Here is a 22,316-nt window from a genome sequence, read left to right on the forward strand (position 1 = left end):
GCGGGGTCCCTAGATCGAGGCCCAGGAGAATGCCCCATGTCGCTTGCCCCCTCGATTCCCGTTCCCCGCACCCGCTTCAACACGTTGCCGCTCGCCATCGGCCTGTTCTGCCTGCTCTGGAGCTACGCCTTCGTCGCCGGCAAGATCGGCGTCACCCATTGCCCGCCGCTGATCCTGCTCGCCGCGCGTTTCTCGCTCGCCGGCATCTTGATCCTGGGCGCCACGCTGATGCGCGGCGACTGGTCGTTGTCGTGGCGCGATGCCGCGATCTTCGCGGTGCTCGGGATTGCCAACAACGCGCTCTATCTCGGCCTCGGCTACACCGGTCTGCAATCAGTCTCGGCCGGCCTCGGCGGCCTGATCGTCTCGGCCAATCCGGTGTTTACCGCAGCGCTCGCCGCGCTGCTGCTCGGCGAAGGCATGACTTGGCGCAAGGCAAGCGGCCTGCTGCTCGGCGTCATCGGCGTGACGCTGATCGTCTGGCATCGCCTGTCGGTCGGCACCGACTCGCTTCACGGCATCCTCTTCACGCTGGCCTCGCTGGCCTCGCTCGTCGCCGGGACGATCCTGTTCAAGCTGCTGGCGCCAAAGGGATCGCTGTGGATCGGCAACGGCGTGCAGAACCTCGCTGCCGGCATCGCGCTAACGCCGGTTGCGCTGACCTTCGCCGACGTGCACGCGATCGACTATACGCCCGGGCTGATCGGCGCCTTTGCGTTCCTCGTGCTCGGCGGCTCGATCCTCGCCTATTGGCTCTGGTTCCATCTCCTGAAAGTGTGCGGCGCCACCGCCGCCAGCGCCTATCATTTCCTGATGCCGCCGCTCGGCATGCTGTTCGCGTATCTGGTCCTCGGCGAGCATGTCGAGGCGCGCGACCTGCTCGGCATCATTCCGGTCGCGCTCGGCATCTACCTGGTGACGCGGCCGGCAAAGCTTGTTTCGTAAGAGGAGAGTTCTCTCATGCCCGTGACCATCACCCTGATCGGCGGCCCAACTGCGCTGATCGAGATCGACGGCTTCCGCCTGCTCACCGATCCGACGTTCGATGCGCCTGGCGCCTATCGGCTGCCGCATGTGACGCTGGAGAAGACCATCGGCCCCGCGCTGGGGCCCGATGCGATCGGCCCGGTCGATGCCGTGCTGCTCAGCCACGACCAGCATTCGGACAATCTCGACAATTCCGGCCGCGACTTTCTCCACAAGGTCAAGCGCGTGCTGACGACGGAGGCGGGGGCAAAGCGTCTCGGCGGCCATGCCGAAGGCCTTGCGCCCTGGAGCACCGCACATCTGAAGGATGGTGACGGCAACACGCTGACCATCACCGCAACGCCGGCGCGCCACGGCCCGGCCGGTATCGAGCCGCTGTCGGGCGACGTCATCGGCTTCGTGGTGGCTTCGAGCCGCAAGGATACCAGCACGGTCTATGTCAGTGGCGACACCACCTGGTTCGACGGCGTCGCCGAAGTGGCGCGCCGTTTCAAATGCGGCGTGGTGCTGCCGTTCGCCGGCGCCGCGCAGACGCGCGGGCCGTTCCATCTCACGATGGACACCAACGACACCATCGAGACGGCGCGCGCCTTCCCCGATGCGACGGTCGTGCCCGTGCACACCGAAGGCTGGGCGCATTTCCGCCAGAACAGCGAGGATCTGCGCAAGACGTTCGATGTGCTCGGCTTCGGAACGCGGCTGCGGCTGCTGGAGCCGGGCGTTCCGACGGTGATCGAGGCGCCGTGAGCTGACGCGTGGCGAACGCTCCCCGCCTCGTCATGGCCGGGCTTGACCCGGCCATCCCGTTCTTTGTCGCACACGAGAACAGTGGACGCCCCGGCGCCGAAGAGGCTTCGGCCGCGGGCCAAGCCCGGGCAGGACGGCAAGTGAGCGGCAGTCTGCGCCCTCAATCCTTCCGGAACACGATCGACGCCATCCATCCCGTCATCAGCGCCATCGCGGCGGTGACGAGGCCGTAGATCAACCCGTTCTGCCGCGCAGTGGTGGCGACGAACTGCTCGAAGCCGACCTTGACGATCTCGAACGCTGTCTCGGTCTTGCCGATGAACGCGCCGTTCGCAAACAGTCTGATCTCGACCTCATAGGTGCCGATCGGCACCTCCGCCGGCAGCGGGATGCCGGTGCGGAACAGGGTCGGCGTCAGGAACGTGACGGCGCTGCCGTCCTCGCGATAGAGCCCGCGCTGGGTGCGCAGGCGGATGAAGGCCGAGCGGAACACGTCGTTCGGCACCACGTCGGCAAAGTCGCCACTGACCCGCTGGGTCAGCAGCACGTTGTTCAAACCGACCTGCTGCCGCCGCGCAATTTCGGGCGAGGTGATCGCGTCGAAGGGACGGTTGGCGAACAGCGCCAGATAGCTCGGCACCTGCAGGAACTGGCGGTAGTCGGTGTTGATCCAGATGCCGAAGGTACGCTCTTTCCGCCGCGTCACCATGTCGGCGCGCGGGCCCATCACGGTGACGACGAGATCATAGGCGGTACGATCGGCAGGCGTCGTCGCGTCCTTCTCGACCGAGCCGAACAGCACCAACTCCTCGCCGGAATAGTTCGGGGTCACCGTGACGCGGTGGTTGGAGACCGACACGATCAGCCGCTCGGCGCGCGCGGCGGAGCCGAGCAGCAGGACGAGGAGAAGTGCGAGCGCTCCGCGCATCATCCGCTTGCTCCGAACTCGCGGATGGTGAAGAGATCCGAGGGTTGGATCACCAGCTCGACCGCGAAGCGGATTCCGACCGAGAGGATCAGAAGGCCGAGCAGCAGCCGCAGCTGCTCGCCGCGGATCTTCTGCCCGGCACGGACGCCGAACTGCGCGCCGGTGACGCCGCCGACCATCAGGATCAGCGCCAGCACGGCATCGACGAGATGATTGGTCACCGCGTGCAGCATGGTCGCGAACAGCATCGTGACCAGCGTCAGCACCATCGAGGTCCCGATCACCGTCGAGGTCGGCACGCGCAAGAGATAGATCATGATCGGCACCAGGATGAAGCCGCCGCCGATGCCCATGATGGCGCCGATGAAGCCGATCATGATGCCGACGATCACCACGGGGATGACCGAGAGATAGATCTTGGAGCGCTTGAACCGCATCTTCAGCGGCAGGCCGTGGATCCAGTTGTGGGTCCGGCGCGGCGGCAGCGCGCCGCGCCGGGTCCGCAGCAGGGCGCGCAGTCCTTCCGAGAACATCAGGCTGCCGACGGTGGTGAGCAGCACGACGTAGGAGAGCGCGATCATCAGGTCGAGCTGGCCGAGCGCGCGCAGCTGCGTGAAGGTCCACACCCCGAGCGCCGTGCCGGTGACGCCGCCGCAGAGCAGGACGCCCGCCAGCGCCGGATCGATCGCACGCCGCCGCCAGTAGGACAGCGCGCCGGAGAACGAGGAGGCCGCGATGTGGCTTGCGACCGAGGCGACCGCCACCGCCGGCGTGATGCCGATGAAGATCAGCAGCGGCGTCATCAGGAAGCCGCCGCCGATTCCGAACATGCCCGAGACGAAGCCGACCGCGGCGCCCATCGCCAGCACCAGGAAGACATTGACGGGAAGATCGGCGATCGGAAGGTAGAGCTGCATTGAAGGACCACGCTCCGGCGGGACGGATCGATTGCGCGGAATGCCCGCCGGACGGTCGGAACGATTGCGCGTCTTTCAATAGCGGAATTCGGAGCGGGGAGGGACCCGGAATTTCGGGCGTGGTGAATGGGCGAAGAGGAGAGTGTGATGAAGCTTGGCGTCATCGCAGAAGCGCCCTCCCCCCGCTTGCGGGGGAGGGTCGGGGAGAGGGTATCCCCAACAACGGGACAATCCCCCAGAGGATAGAACCTTCACCCGGCGCGCGCGACGATGCTTCGCATCGCCCGGGACGCGCCGACCTCTCCCGCAAGCGGGAGAGGTGCACCGAACTTGTGGTTCACTTGGTTCGATCTAAATGCTGGCGCCTCAGTGTGCAGCCGAGGCCGACTTCTTGCTCGCAACCGCCTTCGGTGCCGGCTTGATGCTTGCCTGCGGCGCGCTGTCCCAGCCGCCGTTCGGGGCCGCGACATTGACCGCGTCGTCGGGCTGAGGCTCGGCGCTGAAGGTCTGGATCGCGAGCTTGGCGGCCGCGAGCGATTGCGGGTCGAGCCGCTTGGCGACGTCGTCGCGCTTGCCGGATGCGTCAGTGTCGCCCTGCGCGGCGGCGAGGCTGAACCATTTGTAGGATTCGGCCAGGTTCTGTTCGACGCCGATGCCGCGGGCATAGAGGATGCCGAGGTTGAACTGGCTGTCGGCGACGCCGCGATCGGCGGCCTTGCGGAACCACATTGCCGCGCTCTTGTAGTTGGCGCCGCGTCCGCCGCCGTCGGCGTCGAGCACCGCGAGATTGTGCATCGCCTTGGCGTTGCCGCGCTCGGCGGCCTGGGTGTAGTAGCGGCGGGCGATGTCGGCGTCCTTCTTCACGCCGAGGCCCTTCTCGTAGAGCGTGCCGAGGCGGAAGGTCGCGGGGATCACGCCGGCCTGCGCCGCGCGGTCGTACCACTTGGCCGCTTCGTCGTAATTCGTGGCGACACCCTTGCCTTCGGCGAAGCGCAGGCCGATCTCGTAGGCCGCGGTCGCATCGCCCTTCATCGCGGCGGTGCGCAGCAGCGGTCCGCCGATCCCGTCGGGCAGTTTTTCGCTCGGCGGCACCTGGATCATGCCGAGCTTGGCGCGGCTCGTGCCAGACAGCGCGCCGGTGACGTCGCTGCTCGCGGCAGGCTGCGGCACGGCTGCGGCGGGCGCCGGCGGAATCTCGACCGAGGCCGAGCTGGCCGGGCCGGGCGCAGCAGCGGCCGGCGGGGCGTTGTTCTGGGATTGCCGTCCGATCGGCGTCGGCGAGGTCATCGATGGCGTGACCTGCTCGGGCGTGGTGGGCTTGTTCTCGATCACCGGCGGCGGCGGAGCCTGCGGCGCCGGCTGGCTCGACGTATTGTCCATGGCCTGCGGCGACGGCGGCGGGCTGCCCTCGAGCAGGTTCATCGCCATCTTGAAGGTGCCGAGCACGATCACGACCACGCTCGCGCCGACCAGCAGCGAGCGGATCTTCGAGGTGATGGTGGAGCTGCCGTCCTTGCCCTTGTCCTTGGCTTGATCGGCGCCGACCTTCGCACCCCCCTTGGCACCGCGCGCCGGCTTTTCCGGCTGCGCGGCGGCGGCCTGGGCGGCGCGGCGGGCGGCCGCGATGAAGCTCGACGACGACACCGGCTCTTTCGCAGCAGCGGGAATGTCGCTGATCGCGCTTTCGGATGCGGCGATGCGTTCCGACGGCGTGGCAGCGCGTCCACCCGGCCGTGTGCCCGGCTCGAGCGGATGATCCGGCGGCAATTCCGGCGCGAGCGCGGCGCGCGTGGGCGCCGTGTGCGGCTCCAGGATCTCGCTGATCGCGCGCGGCGGCACCGGTGGTGCCGATGGCACCGGCGGCGGCGCGGCGGGAGCAGCGGCATGGAATTCACGCGGCGCGGCGGAGAAGGCGGCTTGCGCGAAGGCGCTTTGGCCGTGTTGATGCGCGGCAGGGTTCGGCAGCTCGGGCTTGGGATCGTATTTCGGCTGCTGGGCTTGCGGCCGCGTCTCACGCGCCATCGGCGGCGCGGGCTCCATCGGCGCGGCCATCGGCATCGGCTGCGGCATCGGCTGCGTCGCAGCGGCCGGTGGCGCGGTGCGCACCGCGCGCAGATCGCCCTCGATCATCGAAAGGCGGTCGACGACATGGCCGAGCGCGCTGTGGACGGCGTCAAGCGAATCCTGGGTCGTGCGGTTGGTCTCGACCTGGCTGAAGCGGATGTCGGACAGCTCGCGCTTGACCAGATCGACCATTCCGGAATCGGCCGGGGCGGCGGAGCTGCGGCTCTCGGCCAGCGCGGAATAGGTCGCCTGCTGCCGCTCGAGATGCCTGAGGATGTCGTGCAGCCCGTCCTCGACGCGGCTCAAATTGCCGTTGCGCGGATCGGCGGCGGTTTCGATCCGCTCGAGCAGATACGAAACGCGCTGTTCGAGATGGGCAAAGGTCGAGGCCGAATCGTTGCCGACCTGCATGCGGTCGAAACGGTCCGACAGCGCGCGGATGGCGGATTCCAGGTGCTCGGTGCTCTCGGTGGCCTGCGGCCGCTCGCGCGTTTCCAGCGCCGCCGTGAGCGCCGCGATTCGCTGCTCCAGCACCGCAAAGCTGTCGCCCTGGCCGGAGGCCCGGGTGACCTGGTCCACCTTGGACGACAGCAACTGCACGTCTTCGGACAGGCGTGCCAGCGCTTCGTTGGAGGCGACGTTGGAGACGATGCCGCGCAGCGCTGCGATCGCGCTTTCGAGCTGCTGCACCGTCGAAGGATCGTCATTGGCGCGCAGGATCAGGTCGAGCTTGGCGCCGAGATTGCGGATCGCCTCGTCATAGCCGGTGAGCTGCTCCGCCGGCGTCAGCGTGCGCAGCACCTGCTTGATGTCGGACAGCGCGTGCTCGATGCCCGACAGCACCTGACCGTCGGTGCCGTTGGAACGCGTCTCGTCGATCCGTCGGTGCAGCGAGCGGATCTCGTTCTCGATCGACTCGATCGCGCGCCGCGGCATCGCCTCGGTGATGGCGTTGCGGATCTCGGCAAGCTCGCTGCGGAACGCATTGATCGCCTGCTCGGTATTGTCGGGGCGCTGCAGCGACTCGATCTGGCTCGTGATCTTGAGCAGATGGCGCTCGAGCGCGGAAAAATCCGGCCCCGGCTGCGGTGGCGGCGGAGCATAGGCAGGCGCGGGCGGCGCCATCGGAGGTGCGGAAGGAGCTGCCCAGGGAGTTGCATTGGGCGCGATCGGGGGCGCGGCGCGCGGCGGCATTTGCCGCGGCGTGAAGCCGTCGAGCTCGCTCTGTCGCGCGGTGATCTCGGCGACGGCGACGTCGAACGAAGCGGGGCTCAGGGGCGGGGCGTTGCGATAGACCTGGGCTGCCGCACGCTCGACCGCATCGGCCTGGCGCTGGCGCGCGTCGGCCGGCGCGGGACGCGGAGCCGGAGGTAGCTGCGGTTGAGGCTGCTGCGGCCTCGAGATTTGGGACAGCCGCGCATCGAGCCGCGAGATCGCATCGTTGAGCTGGCGCGCAACGCCCTGCTCGCGCGCGGCGTCCGGCCGCGACGGGTCCTGCCGCGACGAATCCTGTCGTGAGGGATCCCTGCGCTGCGCGGGCTTGGAGATCCGTTCGATCTGCTGGGTGATCGCGTCGAGCCGCTGGTGGATGTCGGCGACTTCGCGGCTCTCCTGGTTCGGCGCGGGCGGAGCTTGCGGACGCTGGTCGTTAGGCTCGCGAAAGTTCGGGGGAGCAGTCTCGCCGAGGGTGGAGTTCAGCCAATCGTTGAGTGACATGCCGGCACGACGCGCAGCAGCTTCGGCCCGCTCCCTGACGGATGGATCGATGCCGTCAACACTCCACGATACGCGCGAATTCATGACTCTGTCCGGTTCCGACTCCGGCGCCCCACCCGGCGCCTCCAGTCTCCCCACGCGTGCCGGTTGCAAGACAATCGGATTTGGCGCGGGTCGTCTGCCTCGAAAACCGACTTTTGTCCGTTACGGTAAATAACGGGTTAAGGAACGCGTCGCCGGTGTCTTAAAGTTGGGCGGGGGAACCGGGAGGCTTGCACCAATGCTGGTCATGCCCGGGCGTCACGTTCTTGCGGACCTTGCGAAAGAACGTCGATGGCCGCGTCAAGCGCCGCCAAGACGAAGCGGAGGGCCCTCAGCCCTTGCCCTCGCGCTTGCCGTCTTCCAGCGGCACCACGGTGGCCTTGCCGCTCATCGCCGACAGTGCATCGAGCGCCTCCTCGCAGAAGTCGGCCACCATCTGCTCGTGTCTGGCGCCGAGTCGAAGCAGCAGCAGGTTTCCGAGATCGAGCCGGCCCTCCGCCGTCCCCTCCGGGAAGCGCTTCTTCAGGATGCGCTCGTAGTTGGCGTGGCGGTCGCGGTGGTGCTCCAGCCGGGCCATCAGATCGGTGCGCAGCGGCTCGATGTCGATGCTGTCGAGCGCATGGAGGCGGACCAGGAGGTCGTCCTTGGTCGAGGCCGGGGTGCTTGGCCGCGCGGCCCAGTGCCGCAGTGCTGTTCGCCCCTCCGGAGTGAGCGTATAAACCAGCTTGTTGGGCTTGCCTGTCTGCACGACCTCGCGGCCCTGGATATGGCCGCGGTCGCGCAGCTTGGAGAGCTCCCGATAGATCTGCTGGTGGTCGGCCTTCCAGAAGAAGCCGATCGAGGAGTCGAAAGTCTTGGCGAGCTCGTAGCCCGTCATCGGGCGTTCCGTCAGGCATGCGAGGATGGCGTCGCCCAGGGCCATGACAGGTCTCCTTCTCCAGCATCGACCAACCCGCTTGACTTTATGCGCATCCGCGCATATGCGTCAATGTGCATATGAAAGATGCGGGGCGGCGTCAAACTCCGGCCTGTAAAGCGTAACGAAATCAACCAGCTCGCTACTGTGCATGGGGTTGTTTTCGCATTTTTTACATGGCCTTGAGGGAGGCACCCGAGAATGACCGGTCTCGACTCCTGGTACGCCTACATGAAGTCTCATGATCGCGCCGCGCTCTGGGACCTCCTGCATCCCGACGCCGTCTTCGAAAGTCCCGTGGTGCATTCGCCGCAGCGCGGGCGCGACATCACCTTCAAATATCTTTCCAGCGCCGAGAAGGTGCTCGGCGGTCCCGGCTTCACCTATGTCGGTGAGTGGACCAGCGAGCGCGGCGCCGTGCTCGAATTCAAGACCATGATCGACGGCATCGAGATCAATGGCGTCGACATCATCAGCTTCGATGCCGAAGGACGCATCACGCATTTCAAGGTGATGGTGCGGCCGCTCAAGGCGATCAACATGCTGCACCGTCTGATGGCGGAGCAGCTGGCCGCCCAATCATGACCCTGCCCCGAGTTTGCAGAACCCGCTAAGCTCGCGGATGAAGCTGCGCCGCGGGGATCGTTCACAGAATCCACCACTTCAAGCCCATGCCGGGAGACCGCAATGCCGATCTACAAAGCCCCCGTCGAAGACGTGAACTTCCTGCTCAACGACGTCTTCCAGATCGACCGTTACGACAATCTGGCCGGCTTCTCCGATGCGTCGAGCGACGTGCGCGAGGCCATTCTCGGTGAAGCCGCCAAGCTCGCCGAAGAGGTGCTGCAGCCGCTCAATCGCGTGGGCGATCTCGAAGGCTGCAAGCGCGCCGACGACGGCAGCGTCACCACGCCGAAGGGATTCAAGGACGCATTCAGGCAGGTCGCCGAGGGCGGCTGGCTTGGCCTGTCTGCGCCGACCGAATACGGCGGACAAGGGCTTCCCGTCACGTTGAGCCAGGCGGTCAACGAATTCCAGTGCTCGGCCAACATGGCGTTCTCGATGTATGGCGGTCTCACCATGGGCGCGACCGCGGCGCTGATCGTTCATGGCTCGCCGGAGCAGAAGCAGACCTACGTGCCGAAGATGGTCGCCGGCGAATGGACCGGCACCATGAACCTGACCGAGCCGCATTGCGGCACCGACCTCGGCATGCTCCGCACCAAGGCGGTGCGGCAGCCCGACGGCAGCTTCAAGATCACGGGCACCAAGATCTTCATCTCCGCCGGCGAGCATGACCTCGCCCCCAATATCATCCACCTCGTGCTCGCCCGCATCGAGGGCGCACCTGCCGGCATCAAGGGCGTGTCGCTGTTCGTGGTGCCCAAGTTCCTCGTGAATCCGGATGGCTCGGTCGGTGCCCGCAACGGCGTCGTGTGCGGCTCGATCGAACACAAGATGGGCATCCACGGCAATTCCACCTGCGTGATGAACTACGACAACGCGACCGGCTGGCTGATCGGCGAAGAGAACAAGGGCATGCAGGGCATGTTCGTGATGATGAACGAGGCCAGGCTCGGCGTTGCCGTGCAGGGGCTCGCGCAGTCCGAGGTCGCCTATCAGAACGCGGTCGCCTATGCCCGCGAGCGCATCCAGGGCCGTTCGCTCACCGGCGCCAAGGCGCCGGACAAGCAGGCCGACCCGATCATCGTGCACCCCGACGTGCGCCGCACGCTGCTGTCGATCCGCGCCTTCAACGAGGCCGCGCGCGCCTTCGTGATCTGGACCGCGCTGAAGAGCGACGTCGCCCACCGCTCAGAAGACCCGAAGGACCGCCAGGCCGCCGACGATCACATGGGCCTGATGACCCCGGTGCTGAAGGGCTTCCTCACCGATTACGGCTTCGCCAACGCGGTGCAGGCGCAGCAGATGTATGGCGGCCACGGCTACATCGCCGAACATGGCATGGAGCAGTTCGTGCGCGATGCTCGCATCGCCATGATCTATGAAGGCGCCAACGGCATCCAGGCGCTCGACCTCGTCGGCCGCAAGCTGCCGCGCGACGGCGGCCGCGCCATCATGGCCTTCTTCGGCGAGGTCATGGCCTTCGCCAAGGAGAACGGCGGCGACGAGGCACTGAAGCCGTTCATCAGCCCGCTCTCGACCTCGCTCGGCCATCTCCAGCAGGCCACCACCTGGCTGATGCAGAATGCGATGGCGAAGCCCGACAATGCCGGCGCCGCCGCAACCGATTACCTGAACCTGTTCGGCTTCGTCGCGCTCGGCTACATGTGGGCGAAGATGGCCAAGGTGACGAACGCCAAGATTGCCGAGAGCGGGGCGACGCCCTATCTCTCCACCAAGCTCGTCACCGGCCGTTTCTTCATGGAGCGGATGCTGCCGGAGACCGCCGCCAATCTCGCGCGCATCCAGGCCGGCTGCGCCACCATCATGGAATTGCCGGCGGAGGCGTTCTGAGCTGCTTCCGCTGCCTGCTCCCAACCGTATCGAACATCATATCAGGAGGGCGTCATGCCTGAGGCATTCATCTACGACCACGTTCGCACCCCCCGTGGCCGCGGCAAGGCGGACGGTTCGCTGCACGAAGTCACCGCGCTCGCGCTTGCGACGGTGCCGCTGAAGGCGCTGAAGGACCGCAACAATCTGCCCGAGGATTCCGTCGACGACGTCATCCTGGGCGTGGTCGATCCGGTCGGTGAAGCCGGCTCCGACATCGCGCGTTTCGCGGCGCTGAAAGCCGGTCTCGGCGAAGCCGTGCCCGGCGTACAGATCAGCCGGTTCTGCGCCTCCGGCCTCGATGCCGTGAACTTCGCCGCAGCCCAGGTGATGAGCGGCCAGCATGAATTGGTGATCGGCGGCGGCGCCGAGTCCATGAGCCGCGTCGGCATCGGCGCCTCCGGCGGCGCCTGGCCGATGGATCCTTCGATGGCGGTCCCGGCCTACTTCATGCCGCAGGGCGTGTCGGCCGATCTGATCGCGACCAAATACGGCTTCTCGCGCGACGACGTGGATGCCTATGCGGTGCAGAGCCAGCAGCGCGCGGCGAAGTCCTGGGAGGAAGGCCGCTTCGACAAGTCGATCGTCCCGGTGAAGGACATCAACGGCCTCACCATCCTGGCCAAGGACGAGCACATGCGTCCGTCGACGACGATGCAGTCGCTGGCGCAGTTGCAACCGTCGTTCACGATGATGGCGCAGATGGGCGGCTTCGACGGCGTTGCGATCCAGTCCCATCCGGAGATCGAGCGCGTCAATTACGTGCACCACGCCGGCAACTCGTCGGGCATCGTCGACGGCGCCGGCGCCGTGCTGCTCGGCAGCAAGGAGGCGGGTGCGAAGTACGGCCTGAAGCCGCGTGCAAAGATCCGCGCGTTCGCCAACATCGGCTCCGAGCCGGCGATGATGCTGACCGGCCCAGTCGACGTCACCGAGAAGCTGTTCGCTCGCTCCGGCATGAAGAAGTCCGACATCGACCTGTTCGAGCTCAACGAGGCCTTTGCCTCCGTCGTGCTGCGCTACATCCAGGCCTTCGACATCGACAACGCCAAGATCAACGTCAACGGTGGCGCGATCGCGCTTGGCCATCCGCTCGGGGCGACCGGTGCGATGATCCTCGGCACCGTGCTCGACGAACTCGAGCGCACCAACAAGTCCACCGCTCTCGTCACGCTGTGCATCGGCGGCGGCATGGGCACCGCGACCATCATCGAGCGCGTCTAAGGGTAGGGAGCAACCAACATGTCGTACAAGAACTTCAAGGTTGAGACCGACGCAGACGGCATCGCGCTCGTCACCTGGGACATTCCGGGCCGTTCGATGAACGTGCTCGACGAGACCTCGACCAACGAGCTCGACGCGATCGTCAAGGCGACCACGGCCGATGCCGCGGTGAAGGGCGTCGTCATCACCTCCGCCAAGGAAGCCTTTTGCGCCGGCGCCGACCTCTCCATGCTCGAAGGCATGAACCAGGCCTACGCCAAGGTCTTCAAGGAGCAGGGCGAGACCGCCGCGAACCAGATGCTGTTCGACCAGAGCCGCCGCTTCTCGCAGGTGCTGCGCTCGATCGAAACATCGGGCAAGCCGTGGGCGGCCGCGATCAACGGCCTCGCGCTCGGCGGCGGTTTCGAGATCACGCTGTGCTGCCACTACCGCGTCGCCGCGGAGAATCCCAAGACCCGCCTCGGCCTGCCCGAGGTCAAGGTCGGCCTGTTCCCCGGTGCCGGCGGCACGCAGCGCGTGCCGCGGCTGGTGCCGCCGCAGGACGCGATGACCATCCTTCTCAAGGGCGACCCTGTCACCGTTGAGAAGGCTAAGGCGCTGAACCTGATTCACGCCATCGTTCCCGCCGCCGATCTCATCAAGGCTGCGAAGGACTGGATCAAGGGCGGCGGCAAGGCCGTCGCGCCCTGGGACGAGAAGGGCTTCAAGCTGCCCGGCGGCCCGGTGTTCTCCAAGGCCGGCATGATGATGTTCCCGGCCGGCAACGCGATCTATCGCCGCGAGACCTACGACAATTATCCGGCCGCGCGTGCCATCATGAGCTGCGTCTATGAGGGCCTGCAGTTGCCGATCGATGCCGCGCTGCGGGTCGAGTCGCGCTACTTCACCTCGGTGCTGCGTTCGAAGGAGGCGGCGGCGATGATCCGCAGCCTGTTCCTGTCGATGCAGGAGCTCAACAAGGGCGCGCGCCGTCCGAAGGACGTGCCCGCGACCAAGGTGAAGAAGATCGCCGTGATCGGCGCCGGCTTCATGGGCGCCAGCGTCGGCTACGTCTCGGCCCGCGCCGGCCTCGACGTCGTCCTGATCGACCGCGACCAGGAAAGCGCCGACAAGGGCAAGGCGCACGCGCAGAAGGTGATCGAGGAGCAGATCAAGAAGGGCCGCGCCAAGCCGGCGGACGCCGAAGCGCTGCTCGCGCGCATCACGCCGACCGCGGACTATGCGACGCTGAAGGACGTCGACCTGGTCATCGAGGCCGTGTTCGAGGACCGTAAGGTCAAAGCTGACACCTTCGCCAAGGCGCAGGAGCACATGAAGCCGGACGTGATCTTTGCGTCGAACACCTCGACGCTGCCGATCACTTCGCTGGCCGAGAGCTTCAAGGACCAGGGCAAGTTCGTCGGCATCCACTTCTTCTCGCCGGTCGAGAAGATGATGCTGGTCGAGATCATCAAGGGCAAAAACACCGGCGATCTCGCGCTCGCGACCGCGCTGGACTACGTCCGGCAGATCGGCAAGACGCCGATCGTGGTCAACGACTCCAGGGGCTTCTTCGCCAACCGCTGCGTCGGCCGCTACGTCGCCGAGGGCAACGAGATGTTCCTCGAGGGCGTGCCGCCGGCGATGATCGAGAACTGCGCCAAGATGGCCGGCATGCCGGTCGGCCCGCTCTCGCTCTCCGACGAAGTCGCGCTCGATCTCGGCCTGAAGATCATGAAGGCGACGGAGGCCGATCTCGGCCCCAACGCTATCAACCCCGATCAGAAGAAGCTGATGGTGGAGCTGGTCGAGAAGCAGGGCCGTCTCGGCCGCAAGAACAGCAAGGGCTTCTATGACTATCCCGAGAAGGGCAAGGGCTCGAAGAGCCTGTGGCCGGGCCTCTCGGCCTTGCAGCCGAAGCAGCTCGATCCCGATACGCTTGACGTGGAGGAGCTGAAGCAGCGTTTCCTGGTGGTGCAGGCGGTGGAAGCCGCGCGCACGGTCGAGGACCACGTCATCACCGATCCGCGCGAGGCCGATGTCGGCTCCATCCTCGGCTTCGGCTTTGCGCCGTTCACCGGCGGCACGTTGTCCTATATCGACTTCATGGGCACGAAGACGTTCGTCGAGCTCTGCCACAAGCTCGAGGCCAAGTACGGCTCGCGCTTCACTCCGCCGAAACTGCTCGAGGAGATGGCGGCGAAGGGCGAAACCTTCTACGGCCGCTTCGCGCCGAAGAAGGCGGCGGCCTGACGGGCCGGGCGACGCAGAGACAAAAGGCCGGATCGTCGATCCGGCCTTTTCTATTGTCTGTTTCCGACCGGCGATAATGCACGGCCCGAGACGGCATCTTCGGCCCGGCTGGCTTTCCAGGTGCCTGCGTCGCCGCGGCCGATGCGCAACTCGAAGCGCCAGCCGTTCTGGTTGGTGAAGGCAATGTCCGTTCCGCCCTTCGTCCTGGTGTAGCTGCACCGATATTCGGTCGGCCGGTCCGGGAAGACGATCTTGCTTTCCTTGGTTTCGAACACCGCCGAGGTGATCTGTGGATGGATCATAAAGATGCAATCGCGCTGTGGTGCGACCGGAGTCGAGAGCCCGAGCATCGCGAGCGGCGCGCCGGCGGCGGTCATGAGGACGATCATGTTCATGGGAGCGGCTGTCTCCTTCCACAGTTGCTTCGACGCGGTCGCCGCCCAAACGGTTCACCCTGAAACGGCGGGAGCGATCCGGCCGATCGATTTGCGGACTGTCAGATCTGCTGATGTGCGTCCGTGCCCCGCCAGCGCGGCGCCACAGGTCCCAGCCGTGCAAGCTTCGTCCTTAGCGAACTCCGCGGCCGGCATAAGCAAAAGAGCCGGATCGTTGATCCGGCTCTTCGTCATCTCGACTGTCGTGCGGCGGCCTCAGGCGGCGTGCGCGAGGCCTTCCTTCTTCAGCGCTTCCTGCACCTGCGGGCGCGCCGCGACGCGGGCCTTGTAGGCCATCAGGTTCGGCATCGCCGAGAGGTCGAACTTCATCCGGTCGCCCCAGGTCAGCATCGTGAAAAGATAGCCGTCGGCCACGGTGAACTGCTTGCCCATGAGGTAGTCGCGGCCTGCGAGCTGGCTATCGATGTATTTCAGCTTGGCCATGACGCGATCCTTGAAGAACGCCTTGGCCTCGTCGTTCAGGGCCGGCGCGAACATCGGCCCGAAGCTCTTGTGCACCTCGGAGGTGAGGAAGTTCAGCCACTCCAGCAGCTTGTAGCGCTCGGCACTGCCGTGGGCGGGTGCCAGCGCCTTCGACGCAGCCTGATCGGCGATCATCTGGACAATCACCGGGCCTTCGGTCACGATCTCACCGCTGTCGAGGCCCAGCGCAGGGACTTGGCCCTTGGGGTTCAGCTTCAGATAATCCTCACCATTTTCGAGCTTCTTGGCCCGGATATCGACCTTGACCAGCTCGTAGGGCAAGCCGGCTTCCAGGAGCGCGATATGGGGAGAGAGCGAGCAGGCACCGGGCGAATAGTACAGCTTCATGGAATTTCCTCCTCTTGACGCTTGGTTCGGCCGAAAGAACGACTACATGCATCTGCTTGGAATAGTCAAGATTGATGCAGCTGCATCAAATGGGGTAAGAGACGGGCGACGAGCTTGAGCGGGACCATGAAACGCAAACCATCGACCGAGGCGACTTCCGCCTGGATCCGCCTGATGCGGGTGCAGAGCCGCGTACTCGATTGCGTCGAGCAGGACCTGAAGAAGGCCGGCTTCCCGCCGCTGGCATGGTACGATGCGCTGCTGGAATTGTCGCGTGCTCCCTCGGGCGAGCTGAGGCCGGTGGAACTCGAACGGCAGATGCTGATCCCGCAATATTCCACCTCGCGCTTGATCGACCGCCTGGTCGACGAGGGCCTCGCCTCGCGGCGCGAATGCAAGATCGACAAGCGGGGTCAGTTCGTCGAGATCACGGAAGCCGGCCGCGAGTTGCAGAAGCGGATGTGGGGCGCCTATTCGGCTGCGATCGAGAAATATGTCGGTTCGAAATTGTCCGATGCCGATGCCGTCAAGCTCAGCGGTCTGCTCGACCGCCTGGGCTGCTCCTGCGGTGAGATGAAACTGCCGCCAGTCGCCAACGTCAACGAAACCTCGCCGTCGCGATGATCGCGCGGCACCAGCTCGTCCGTGCGCCCGATGGGTTCGCGGACCATCCCGCCACCCGCGCGCGTTCGATCGAAGCGCCCTTTGATTAGAGTTTGATATGGCGCGAGACCAGATCGATATGACGCCGCTGCAATCGCGCGACGAACTCGTTTCGTGGTTCGAGGCCGGCTGCAAGCCGCCGTCCGAGTGGCGAATGGGTACCGAGCACGAGAAGACCCCATTCACGCTCGAAGGCCACCGCCCCGTGCCTTACGAGGGCGCGCGCGGCATCGGCGCGCTGCTCGAAGGCATGAAGCTCCTGCTCGGCTGGGAGCCGATCATGGAGAAGGGCAACATCATCGGCCTCTACGACGTCACCGGCGGCGGTGCGATTTCGCTCGAGCCCGGCGGGCAGTTCGAGCTTTCCGGCGCGCCGGTCGAGAACGTGCACCAGACCCAGAGCGAGCTGATGGCGCATCTGGCGCAGGTGCGCGAGATCGCAACGCCGCTCGGCATCGGCTTCCTCGGTCTCGGCATGACGCCGTCCTGGTCGCGCGCCGACATCCCGGTGATGCCCAAGGGCCGCTACAAGATCATGACCAACTACATGCCGAAGGTCGGCCAGTACGGCCTCGACATGATGTACCGGACCTGCACGGTGCAGACCAATCTCGACTTCTCCTCCGAAGCCGACATGGTCAAGAAGCTGCGCGTCTCGCTCGCGCTGCAGCCGGTCGCGACGGCCTTGTTCGCCAATTCGCCGTTCACTGAAGGCAAGCCGAACGGTTTCCTCTCGTTCCGCTCCGAGATCTGGCGCGACACCGACAATGCGCGCGCCGGCATGATGCCGTGGGCGTTCGAGGACGGCATGGGCTTCGAGCGCTATGTCGACTATGCGCTCGACGTGCCCATGTATTTCGTCAAGCGCGACGAGGATTACATCGACGTATCGGGCTCCTCGTTCCGCGCCTTTTTCGAGGGCCGCAACAACAACCTGCCCGGCGAGCGTCCGACGCTGTCAGACTGGGCCAACCATCTCTCGACGATCTTCCCTGAGGTCCGCCTTAAGCGCTACCTCGAAATGCGCGGTTCCGACGGAGGCCCATGGGGTCGGCTGCCCGCGCTGTCGGCGTTCTGGGCCGGGCTGCTCTACGACGATGTGTCGCTCGACGCGGCCTGGGACATTGCGAAACACTGGACCGCGCCCGAGCGTCAGTCGCTGCGCGACGACGTGCCGCGCTTCGGCTTCAAGGCGCGCATCAAGGACCGCTATCTGTTCGAGATCGCCAAGGAATGCCTCGTTCTGGCGCATGCCGGCCTGCGCCGGCGCGGCCGGATCGACCAGCTCGGGCGGGACGAAACGCGGCATCTGGAGCCGCTCGACCGCATTATCGACTCAGGCCGAACGCCGGCCGAGGAGATGCTCGAAAAGTTCAACGGACCATGGCAGGGCTCGGTGGAACCGGCCTACGCGGAATACGCTTTCTAGACCATAGGCCAACGACCAGGGTTTCCGCCGTTCATCGCCCGTACAGGTTTGCGGCGATCAAATGACCGGCCGAAAAAACCGAGCGTCGTCAATAACTCGAAAGCTGTTCCGATGGGGAAGGGCCGCCAGTCCCGGGCCTTCATGGCAAAAGTCATGGCTTGCGTCGTGGCTTGTGTCACGCTGCTTTCGCTCACCCTCGCGAGCGTGCCGGCGCGCGCCCAGACTGCATTCGACCGGCCCGGCGGCGACTATTTCAGCTCGCCTGTCGCCTCAGGCGATCCCGAGGATTGCGCGCTGCTCTGCGAGCGCGACCGCCGCTGCCGCTCGTGGAGCTTCAGCTATCCGGACGTCGAAGGCGGCGCGGCTGTGTGCTGGCTGAAGAACACCGTGCCGGCGCGGGTGCCCGGCAGTTGCTGCATTTCGGGCGTGCGCGGCGCCGGCGTGATCGAGCCGCGGGTCGAGGGCGTGGAGACGTCGATCGACCGCCCCGGTGGCGATCTGCGAAATTTCGAGATCAAGAACGGCGAGGGTGAAGACGCCTGCAAGGCCGCCTGCACCGCCGACAACAAATGCCGCGCCTTCACCTATGCCCGCCCCGGTTACACCGGACGCGAGGCGCGCTGCTTCCTGAAAAAGGAAATCAAGCCGCCGCGACGGAAGGCGGGATTCACGTCGGGCGTGGTACGGTAGCCCAGAGTGACATCGGTGCGCAAAGGCGCACCTGCCCCATGCTCACGACGCTGAGATGAGGCGACAGGCGCGTGGAGCCTCGACTTCCGCGCCGTCGTCGAATGTCATGACACGCTCAGTGCACGGCGGTGAAGAAGCGGCCGAGCCGGAAGCCGGAGAGCCAAGTGTACACCGGCTGGCGGCGCATGCCGAGATCCCAGGAGCCGAGCACTGCATCGGCACGGCCGATCAGATTGTCGATCGGCAGCAGGCCGACGCCGCCGGACCGCAGCGACACACGGCTGTCGGCGGAATTGTCGCGGTTGTCGCCGAGCACGAAGAGATGGCCGGCCGGCACCGTCACTTCCGGCGTGTTGTCGAGCGGACCGTTGTCGCGCATCTTGAAGATCAGATGCGAGACGCCGTTTGGCAGCGTCTCGACAAAGCGATAGGCGGGCTCGCTGCCGCCATTGTCGTCCTCGGCAGCGCCCACGCCGTCCGGCTTGAGCTCGGCGGGGCGGTCGTTGACGAAGAGCTGGCCCTGTCGCATCTGGATGCGATCGCCGGGCAGACCGACGACGCGCTTGACCCAGGCCTGCGAGCGATCGCCAGGCCAACGGAACACGACGACGTCGCCTTGCTTCGGCGTCTCCGCGAAAACGCGGCCGCTCTCGGGCAGGCTGATCTGGATCGGCAAAGATGAGGTGCCGTAGCCGTAGGGGAATTTCGAGGCGAGCAGCGCATCGCCAATCAGAAGCGTCGGCTCCATCGAGCCCGACGGCACGTAGAACGGTTCGGCAAGCGCGCCCTTGGCGATGAAGACGGCGGCAACGATGCCGGCGAGCTGTGCGATCTGCCCGGCCCAGCCGCTGCTCTTGCGCTTGGCGGAGACTGTGACCTTTTCTTCCATGCTCATGCGCCGGTTCCACCCACGGTGATGCGCTCCATCAGCAGCGACGGCTGGCCAACGCCGACCGGCACGCCCTGTCCGTTCTTGCCGCAAGTGCCGATGCCGGTATCGAGCGCGAGGTCGTTGCCGATCATGCGGATGCGATGCAAATCGGTCGGACCGTTGCCGATCAGCATGGCGCCCTTGAGCGGAGCGCCCAGCTTGCCGTTCTCGATCTTGTAGGCCTCGGTGCACTGGAACACGTACTTGCCCGAGGTGATGTCGACCTGGCCGCCGCCGAAATTCGCGGCGTAGACGCCGTTCTTCACCGACGCCAATATCTCGGCCGGATCGCGGTCGCCCGCGAGCATGTAGGTGTTGGTCATGCGCGGCATCGGCACATGGGCATAGCCCTGCCGGCGGCCGTTGCCGGTCGGCTTCATGTTCATCAACCGCGCGTTCTGGCGGTCCTGCATGTAGCCGACGAGGATGCCGTCCTCGATCAGCACGGTGCGATTGGTCGGCGTGCCCTCGTCGTCGATCGACAGCGAGCCGCGGCGCGAGGCCATGGTGCCGTCGTCGACCACGGTGACGCCCTTGGCCGCGACCTGCTGGCCCATCAGGCCGGCAAATGCCGAGGTCTTCTTGCGGTTGAAGTCGCCTTCGAGGCCGTGTCCGACTGCTTCATGCAGCATCACGCCGGGCCAGCCGGCCCCGAGCACGACGTCCATTTCGCCGGCGGGGGCGGGGATCGATTCCAGATTGACCAGCGCCTCGCGCAATGCGCCGTCGGCGGCATCACGCCAGTTCTTGCTCTCGATGAATTCAGCATAGCCGGCGCGGCCGCCATAGCCCTTGCTGCCGCTCTCCTGGCGATCGCCCTGACCGGCGACCACGGAGACGTTGACGCGCACGAGCGGACGGATGTCGCGATAGCTCTCGCCGTCGGGCCGCAGGATCTCGACGACCTGCCAGGTCGCGCCGAGGCTGACACTGACCTGCCGCACCCGCGGATCCTTGTCGCGCAGGTAGGCGTCGATCTCGGCGAGCAGCTTGACCTTGGTTTCAAAGCCCGGAGCATCGAGCGGGTTCTCGTCGCCGTAGAGCCGCACGTTGGTGTGCGGCGGCGGCGCGGCGAAGCTGCCGGAATAGCCGCCGCGTACGGCCGCGACAGCGTCCGCGGCGCGAATCAGCGCCGGCAGCGACACGTCGGAGGAATGAGCGTAGCCCACGGCGTCATCCTTGACCGCGCGAAGGCCAAAACCCTGCGAGGTGTCGTAGGTCGCCTGCTTCAACCGCCCATTGTCGAACATCAGCGCTTCGGTCTGGCTGTACTCCAGGAACAGCTCACCGTCGTCGGCACCGGAAAGTCCGCGTGCGACCTCGTGGCGAACCTGGTCGCGGTCGAGATTGGCGCGGTCGAGCAGGGAGGTCGTGGCTGGGTTTGTCATGCGTCCGTCCATTAGCGGAAGATGTAGGGCAAGATAATGGTTTCCCGGTGGTTACGCGAGGGGGCGGGCCGTCACATTACGGAAACGATAGAAAACCATGGCCTCGCCGGCTTCGGGAGCTTGAGGTTCGCTTCGTCCGGCACGTTCAGGCACGGCGAGAGCCCATGCCCTCCGGCGCAACGACACGGTCATTTCGCCACGGCGTATTTCTACGGGATTGTGACTTCACCGTGATTTAAGGGCGCCCATGGAACGCTGGCCGCACGAGGTGGGCGTACAGGAAAGCCGTACCGTGACGAGTCTCGATCAAGCTGATGCTTTGCCGCTGCGGCCAAAACTGTCGTTCGCCAGCGCGGATTATGAAGAGAAGTTTTGCCGATATTATCACGGCTTCTATTATCGCTACGCTCAAGCGAGCCTCGCGGTCGGGATGGTCTTGATCCTCGGCGACTATCTTGTCGACTGGATGGCTTTCAACGCGCCGGCAAATCTCGGTCGCATCCAGCTCTGCCTGCCGCTGCTCGGAATCGGGATCGCCTATTCCTTCACCGACACGGCGCGGCGGCATTGGCAGTTGGTGATGTCCACCTTCATCGTGGTGGTCGCTTGCAGCGTGTTCTGGGTCCTGTCGATGATCGACCGCGAAGGCGGCATGGGGATCAAATCGTGGGTCGGAATCCTCAACTTCACCTTCCTCGAATTCTATTGCTTCGTCATCCTGGGCGTTCAGTTCCGCTTTGCGCTGCCGGCGGGGATTGCGATCCTGCTGATGTTCGAAGCCGCCATGCAGGTCGAGCTCGGCAAGGATTTCGGGGCATTCTGCTACTGGTCGTATCACGTCGTCACCCTGTTCATCCTGGCGGCAGGAGTCGGCTGGTGGCGCGAATTCCTGGTGCGCAAGGATTTTTCGACCCAGACGACCTTGAAGACAGCCAGGGATGTCCTGAAGAACCAGAACGAGCACCTTGAATTCGAGGTGGAGAAACGCACCCGCGAGATCCGGGAGACGCAGGATGCGACCATCGTGATCCTGGCATCTCTGGTGGAGACTCGCGACAACGAGACCGGCAACCATATTCGCCGCACCCAGCACTTCGTTCGGGCGCTGGCCGTCCAGCTGCAATCCCATTCGGCCTTTGCCCATCAGCTGCCCGGGCGCCAGATCGACATCCTTTTCAAATCGGCGCCGCTGCATGACATCGGCAAGGTCGGCATCCCAGATAGCATCCTGTTGAAGCCGGGCAGGCTCGATCCGGCGGAATTCGAGATCATGAAGACCCACACCACGCTGGGTTACGACGCGATCGAGAAGGCCGAGAGACAACTCGGCATCACCGTCGACTTCCTCGCCTGTGCCAAGGAAATCGCGCTGAACCACCAGGAAAAATGGGATGGCAGCGGCTATCCGCGCGGGCTCGCGGGCGATGCGATCCCGCTCTCGGCGCGGCTGATGGCGGTGGCCGATGTCTATGATGCGCTGACCACGCGCCGCGTCTACAAGGACGCGATGTCACATGATGAGGCAGTCACGATCATCCTCGAGGGCCGCGGCCGCCACTTCGATCCCGATGTCGCGGATGCCTTCGCTGCAATCACTGATCAGTTCAAGGATATCGCCGCCCGTTACGCAGACTAAGAGAGAGCGCGCGGCCAAAGGCCG

At 65.6% G+C, this 22,316-nt stretch carries 18 protein-coding genes; 10 read left to right on the forward strand and 8 right to left on the reverse strand.

Annotation, left to right across the window (positions count from 1 at the left end; all coding sequences use genetic code 11):
- Positions 1–36: 36 nt before the first annotated feature.
- Both JQ580_RS12675 and JQ580_RS12680 read left to right on the forward strand, forming a co-directional pair.
- Positions 37–945: a DMT family transporter gene (locus JQ580_RS12675; protein WP_212280385.1), complete on the forward strand. Its 909-nt coding sequence runs from the start codon at positions 37–39 to the stop codon at positions 943–945.
- 15 nt (positions 946–960) lie between these two features.
- Positions 961–1,734, forward strand: coding sequence for an MBL fold metallo-hydrolase (locus tag JQ580_RS12680; RefSeq protein ID WP_212280386.1), 774 nt, complete (start codon positions 961–963; stop codon positions 1,732–1,734).
- A 160-nt stretch (positions 1,735–1,894) separates the two neighbouring features.
- Here the strand turns inward: JQ580_RS12680 and JQ580_RS12685 are convergent, their stop codons facing one another.
- The 4 genes from JQ580_RS12685 to JQ580_RS12700 form a co-directional block, all read right to left on the reverse strand.
- A complete protein-coding gene (locus JQ580_RS12685; RefSeq protein WP_212280387.1) occupies positions 1,895–2,665 on the reverse strand; it encodes a TIGR02186 family protein in 771 nt (256 codons plus the stop codon).
- Complete coding sequence (locus JQ580_RS12690) at positions 2,662–3,579, reverse strand: sulfite exporter TauE/SafE family protein (protein ID WP_212280388.1); 918 nt, start codon at positions 3,577–3,579, stop codon at positions 2,662–2,664. Before JQ580_RS12690 ends, JQ580_RS12685 begins: the two co-directional genes overlap by 4 nt.
- A 366-nt stretch (positions 3,580–3,945) precedes the next feature.
- Positions 3,946–7,443 carry an SEL1-like repeat protein gene (locus JQ580_RS12695; RefSeq protein WP_212280389.1) on the reverse strand — a complete coding sequence of 1,166 codons (3,498 nt, stop codon included), beginning with the start codon at positions 7,441–7,443 and terminating at the stop codon, positions 3,946–3,948.
- A gap of 289 nt (positions 7,444–7,732) precedes the next feature.
- Positions 7,733–8,323, reverse strand: a complete 591-nt coding sequence (locus JQ580_RS12700) for a PadR family transcriptional regulator (protein ID WP_212280390.1) — start codon at positions 8,321–8,323, stop codon at positions 7,733–7,735.
- A 195-nt stretch (positions 8,324–8,518) separates the two neighbouring features.
- Here JQ580_RS12700 and JQ580_RS12705 point away from each other — a divergent pair, with 195 nt between their 5' ends.
- The 4 genes from JQ580_RS12705 to JQ580_RS12720 all read left to right on the forward strand — a co-directional run bounded on the left by JQ580_RS12705 (position 8,519) and on the right by JQ580_RS12720 (position 14,290).
- Complete coding sequence (locus tag JQ580_RS12705) at positions 8,519–8,902, forward strand: nuclear transport factor 2 family protein (RefSeq protein WP_212280391.1); 384 nt, start codon at positions 8,519–8,521, stop codon at positions 8,900–8,902.
- Between the two features lie 102 nt (positions 8,903–9,004).
- On the forward strand, positions 9,005–10,795 hold the full coding sequence (locus JQ580_RS12710; RefSeq protein WP_212280392.1) for an acyl-CoA dehydrogenase C-terminal domain-containing protein: 1,791 nt from the start codon (positions 9,005–9,007) through the stop codon (positions 10,793–10,795).
- Positions 10,796–10,849: 54 nt separating this feature from the next.
- Positions 10,850–12,058 carry an acetyl-CoA C-acetyltransferase gene (locus tag JQ580_RS12715; RefSeq protein WP_106949420.1) on the forward strand — a complete coding sequence of 403 codons (1,209 nt, stop codon included), beginning with the start codon at positions 10,850–10,852 and terminating at the stop codon, positions 12,056–12,058.
- An 18-nt stretch (positions 12,059–12,076) separates the two neighbouring features.
- A complete protein-coding gene (locus JQ580_RS12720; RefSeq protein ID WP_212280393.1) occupies positions 12,077–14,290 on the forward strand; it encodes an FAD-dependent oxidoreductase in 2,214 nt (737 codons plus the stop codon).
- Between the two features lie 50 nt (positions 14,291–14,340).
- Here JQ580_RS12720 and JQ580_RS12725 read toward each other — a convergent pair whose 3' ends face one another.
- Positions 14,341–14,667 (reverse strand): hypothetical protein, encoded by a 327-nt coding sequence (locus tag JQ580_RS12725; RefSeq protein WP_249134141.1) that lies wholly within the window; start codon positions 14,665–14,667, stop codon positions 14,341–14,343.
- 273 nt (positions 14,668–14,940) lie between these two features.
- Positions 14,941–15,555 carry a glutathione transferase GstA gene (gstA, locus tag JQ580_RS12730; protein WP_212280395.1) on the reverse strand — a complete coding sequence of 205 codons (615 nt, stop codon included), beginning with the start codon at positions 15,553–15,555 and terminating at the stop codon, positions 14,941–14,943.
- Between the two features lie 126 nt (positions 15,556–15,681).
- On the opposite strand from gstA, the gene JQ580_RS12735 reads away from it, so the two are divergent.
- The 3 genes from JQ580_RS12735 to JQ580_RS12745 all read left to right on the forward strand — a co-directional run bounded on the left by JQ580_RS12735 (position 15,682) and on the right by JQ580_RS12745 (position 18,337).
- The gene (locus JQ580_RS12735) at positions 15,682–16,179 is read left to right on the forward strand and encodes a MarR family winged helix-turn-helix transcriptional regulator (protein WP_063197904.1); all 498 of its coding nucleotides are present in this window, start codon (positions 15,682–15,684) and stop codon (positions 16,177–16,179) included.
- A gap of 97 nt (positions 16,180–16,276) precedes the next feature.
- Positions 16,277–17,647, forward strand: coding sequence for a glutamate--cysteine ligase (locus JQ580_RS12740; RefSeq protein ID WP_094890805.1), 1,371 nt, complete (start codon positions 16,277–16,279; stop codon positions 17,645–17,647).
- A gap of 111 nt (positions 17,648–17,758) precedes the next feature.
- Positions 17,759–18,337 carry a PAN domain-containing protein gene (locus tag JQ580_RS12745; RefSeq protein WP_212280396.1) on the forward strand — a complete coding sequence of 193 codons (579 nt, stop codon included), beginning with the start codon at positions 17,759–17,761 and terminating at the stop codon, positions 18,335–18,337.
- 115 nt (positions 18,338–18,452) lie between these two features.
- Here JQ580_RS12745 and lepB read toward each other — a convergent pair whose 3' ends face one another.
- Both lepB and tldD read right to left on the reverse strand, forming a co-directional pair.
- Complete coding sequence (gene lepB / locus JQ580_RS12750) at positions 18,453–19,232, reverse strand: signal peptidase I (protein WP_212280397.1); 780 nt, start codon at positions 19,230–19,232, stop codon at positions 18,453–18,455.
- On the reverse strand, positions 19,229–20,656 hold the full coding sequence (tldD, locus tag JQ580_RS12755) for a metalloprotease TldD (protein ID WP_212280398.1): 1,428 nt from the start codon (positions 20,654–20,656) through the stop codon (positions 19,229–19,231). Before tldD ends, lepB begins: the two co-directional genes overlap by 4 nt.
- A 292-nt stretch (positions 20,657–20,948) precedes the next feature.
- Between tldD and JQ580_RS34215 the strand changes: the two genes are divergently transcribed.
- Positions 20,949–22,292, forward strand: coding sequence for an HD-GYP domain-containing protein (locus JQ580_RS34215; protein WP_212280399.1), 1,344 nt, complete (start codon positions 20,949–20,951; stop codon positions 22,290–22,292).
- Positions 22,293–22,316 lie beyond the last annotated feature (24 nt).

The organism is Bradyrhizobium sp. SZCCT0148 (genome assembly GCF_018129985.1).
Taxonomy (GTDB): domain Bacteria; phylum Pseudomonadota; class Alphaproteobacteria; order Rhizobiales; family Xanthobacteraceae; genus Bradyrhizobium; species Bradyrhizobium japonicum_H.

Coding starts and splice junctions, on each gene's coding strand:
- JQ580_RS12675 (WP_212280385.1), top strand. CDS start 37: ATGTCGCTTGCCCCCTCGATTCCCGTTCCCCGCACCCGCTTCAACACG.
- JQ580_RS12680 (WP_212280386.1), top strand. CDS start 961: ATGCCCGTGACCATCACCCTGATCGGCGGCCCAACTGCGCTGATCGAG.
- JQ580_RS12685 (WP_212280387.1), bottom strand. CDS start 2,665: ATGATGCGCGGAGCGCTCGCACTTCTCCTCGTCCTGCTGCTCGGCTCC.
- JQ580_RS12690 (WP_212280388.1), bottom strand. CDS start 3,579: ATGCAGCTCTACCTTCCGATCGCCGATCTTCCCGTCAATGTCTTCCTG.
- JQ580_RS12695 (WP_212280389.1), bottom strand. CDS start 7,443: ATGAATTCGCGCGTATCGTGGAGTGTTGACGGCATCGATCCATCCGTC.
- JQ580_RS12700 (WP_212280390.1), bottom strand. CDS start 8,323: ATGGCCCTGGGCGACGCCATCCTCGCATGCCTGACGGAACGCCCGATG.
- JQ580_RS12705 (WP_212280391.1), top strand. CDS start 8,519: ATGACCGGTCTCGACTCCTGGTACGCCTACATGAAGTCTCATGATCGC.
- JQ580_RS12710 (WP_212280392.1), top strand. CDS start 9,005: ATGCCGATCTACAAAGCCCCCGTCGAAGACGTGAACTTCCTGCTCAAC.
- JQ580_RS12715 (WP_106949420.1), top strand. CDS start 10,850: ATGCCTGAGGCATTCATCTACGACCACGTTCGCACCCCCCGTGGCCGC.
- JQ580_RS12720 (WP_212280393.1), top strand. CDS start 12,077: ATGTCGTACAAGAACTTCAAGGTTGAGACCGACGCAGACGGCATCGCG.
- JQ580_RS12725 (WP_249134141.1), bottom strand. CDS start 14,667: ATGACCGCCGCCGGCGCGCCGCTCGCGATGCTCGGGCTCTCGACTCCG.
- gstA (WP_212280395.1), bottom strand. CDS start 15,555: ATGAAGCTGTACTATTCGCCCGGTGCCTGCTCGCTCTCTCCCCATATC.
- JQ580_RS12735 (WP_063197904.1), top strand. CDS start 15,682: ATGAAACGCAAACCATCGACCGAGGCGACTTCCGCCTGGATCCGCCTG.
- JQ580_RS12740 (WP_094890805.1), top strand. CDS start 16,277: ATGGCGCGAGACCAGATCGATATGACGCCGCTGCAATCGCGCGACGAA.
- JQ580_RS12745 (WP_212280396.1), top strand. CDS start 17,759: ATGGGGAAGGGCCGCCAGTCCCGGGCCTTCATGGCAAAAGTCATGGCT.
- lepB (WP_212280397.1), bottom strand. CDS start 19,232: ATGAGCATGGAAGAAAAGGTCACAGTCTCCGCCAAGCGCAAGAGCAGC.
- tldD (WP_212280398.1), bottom strand. CDS start 20,656: ATGACAAACCCAGCCACGACCTCCCTGCTCGACCGCGCCAATCTCGAC.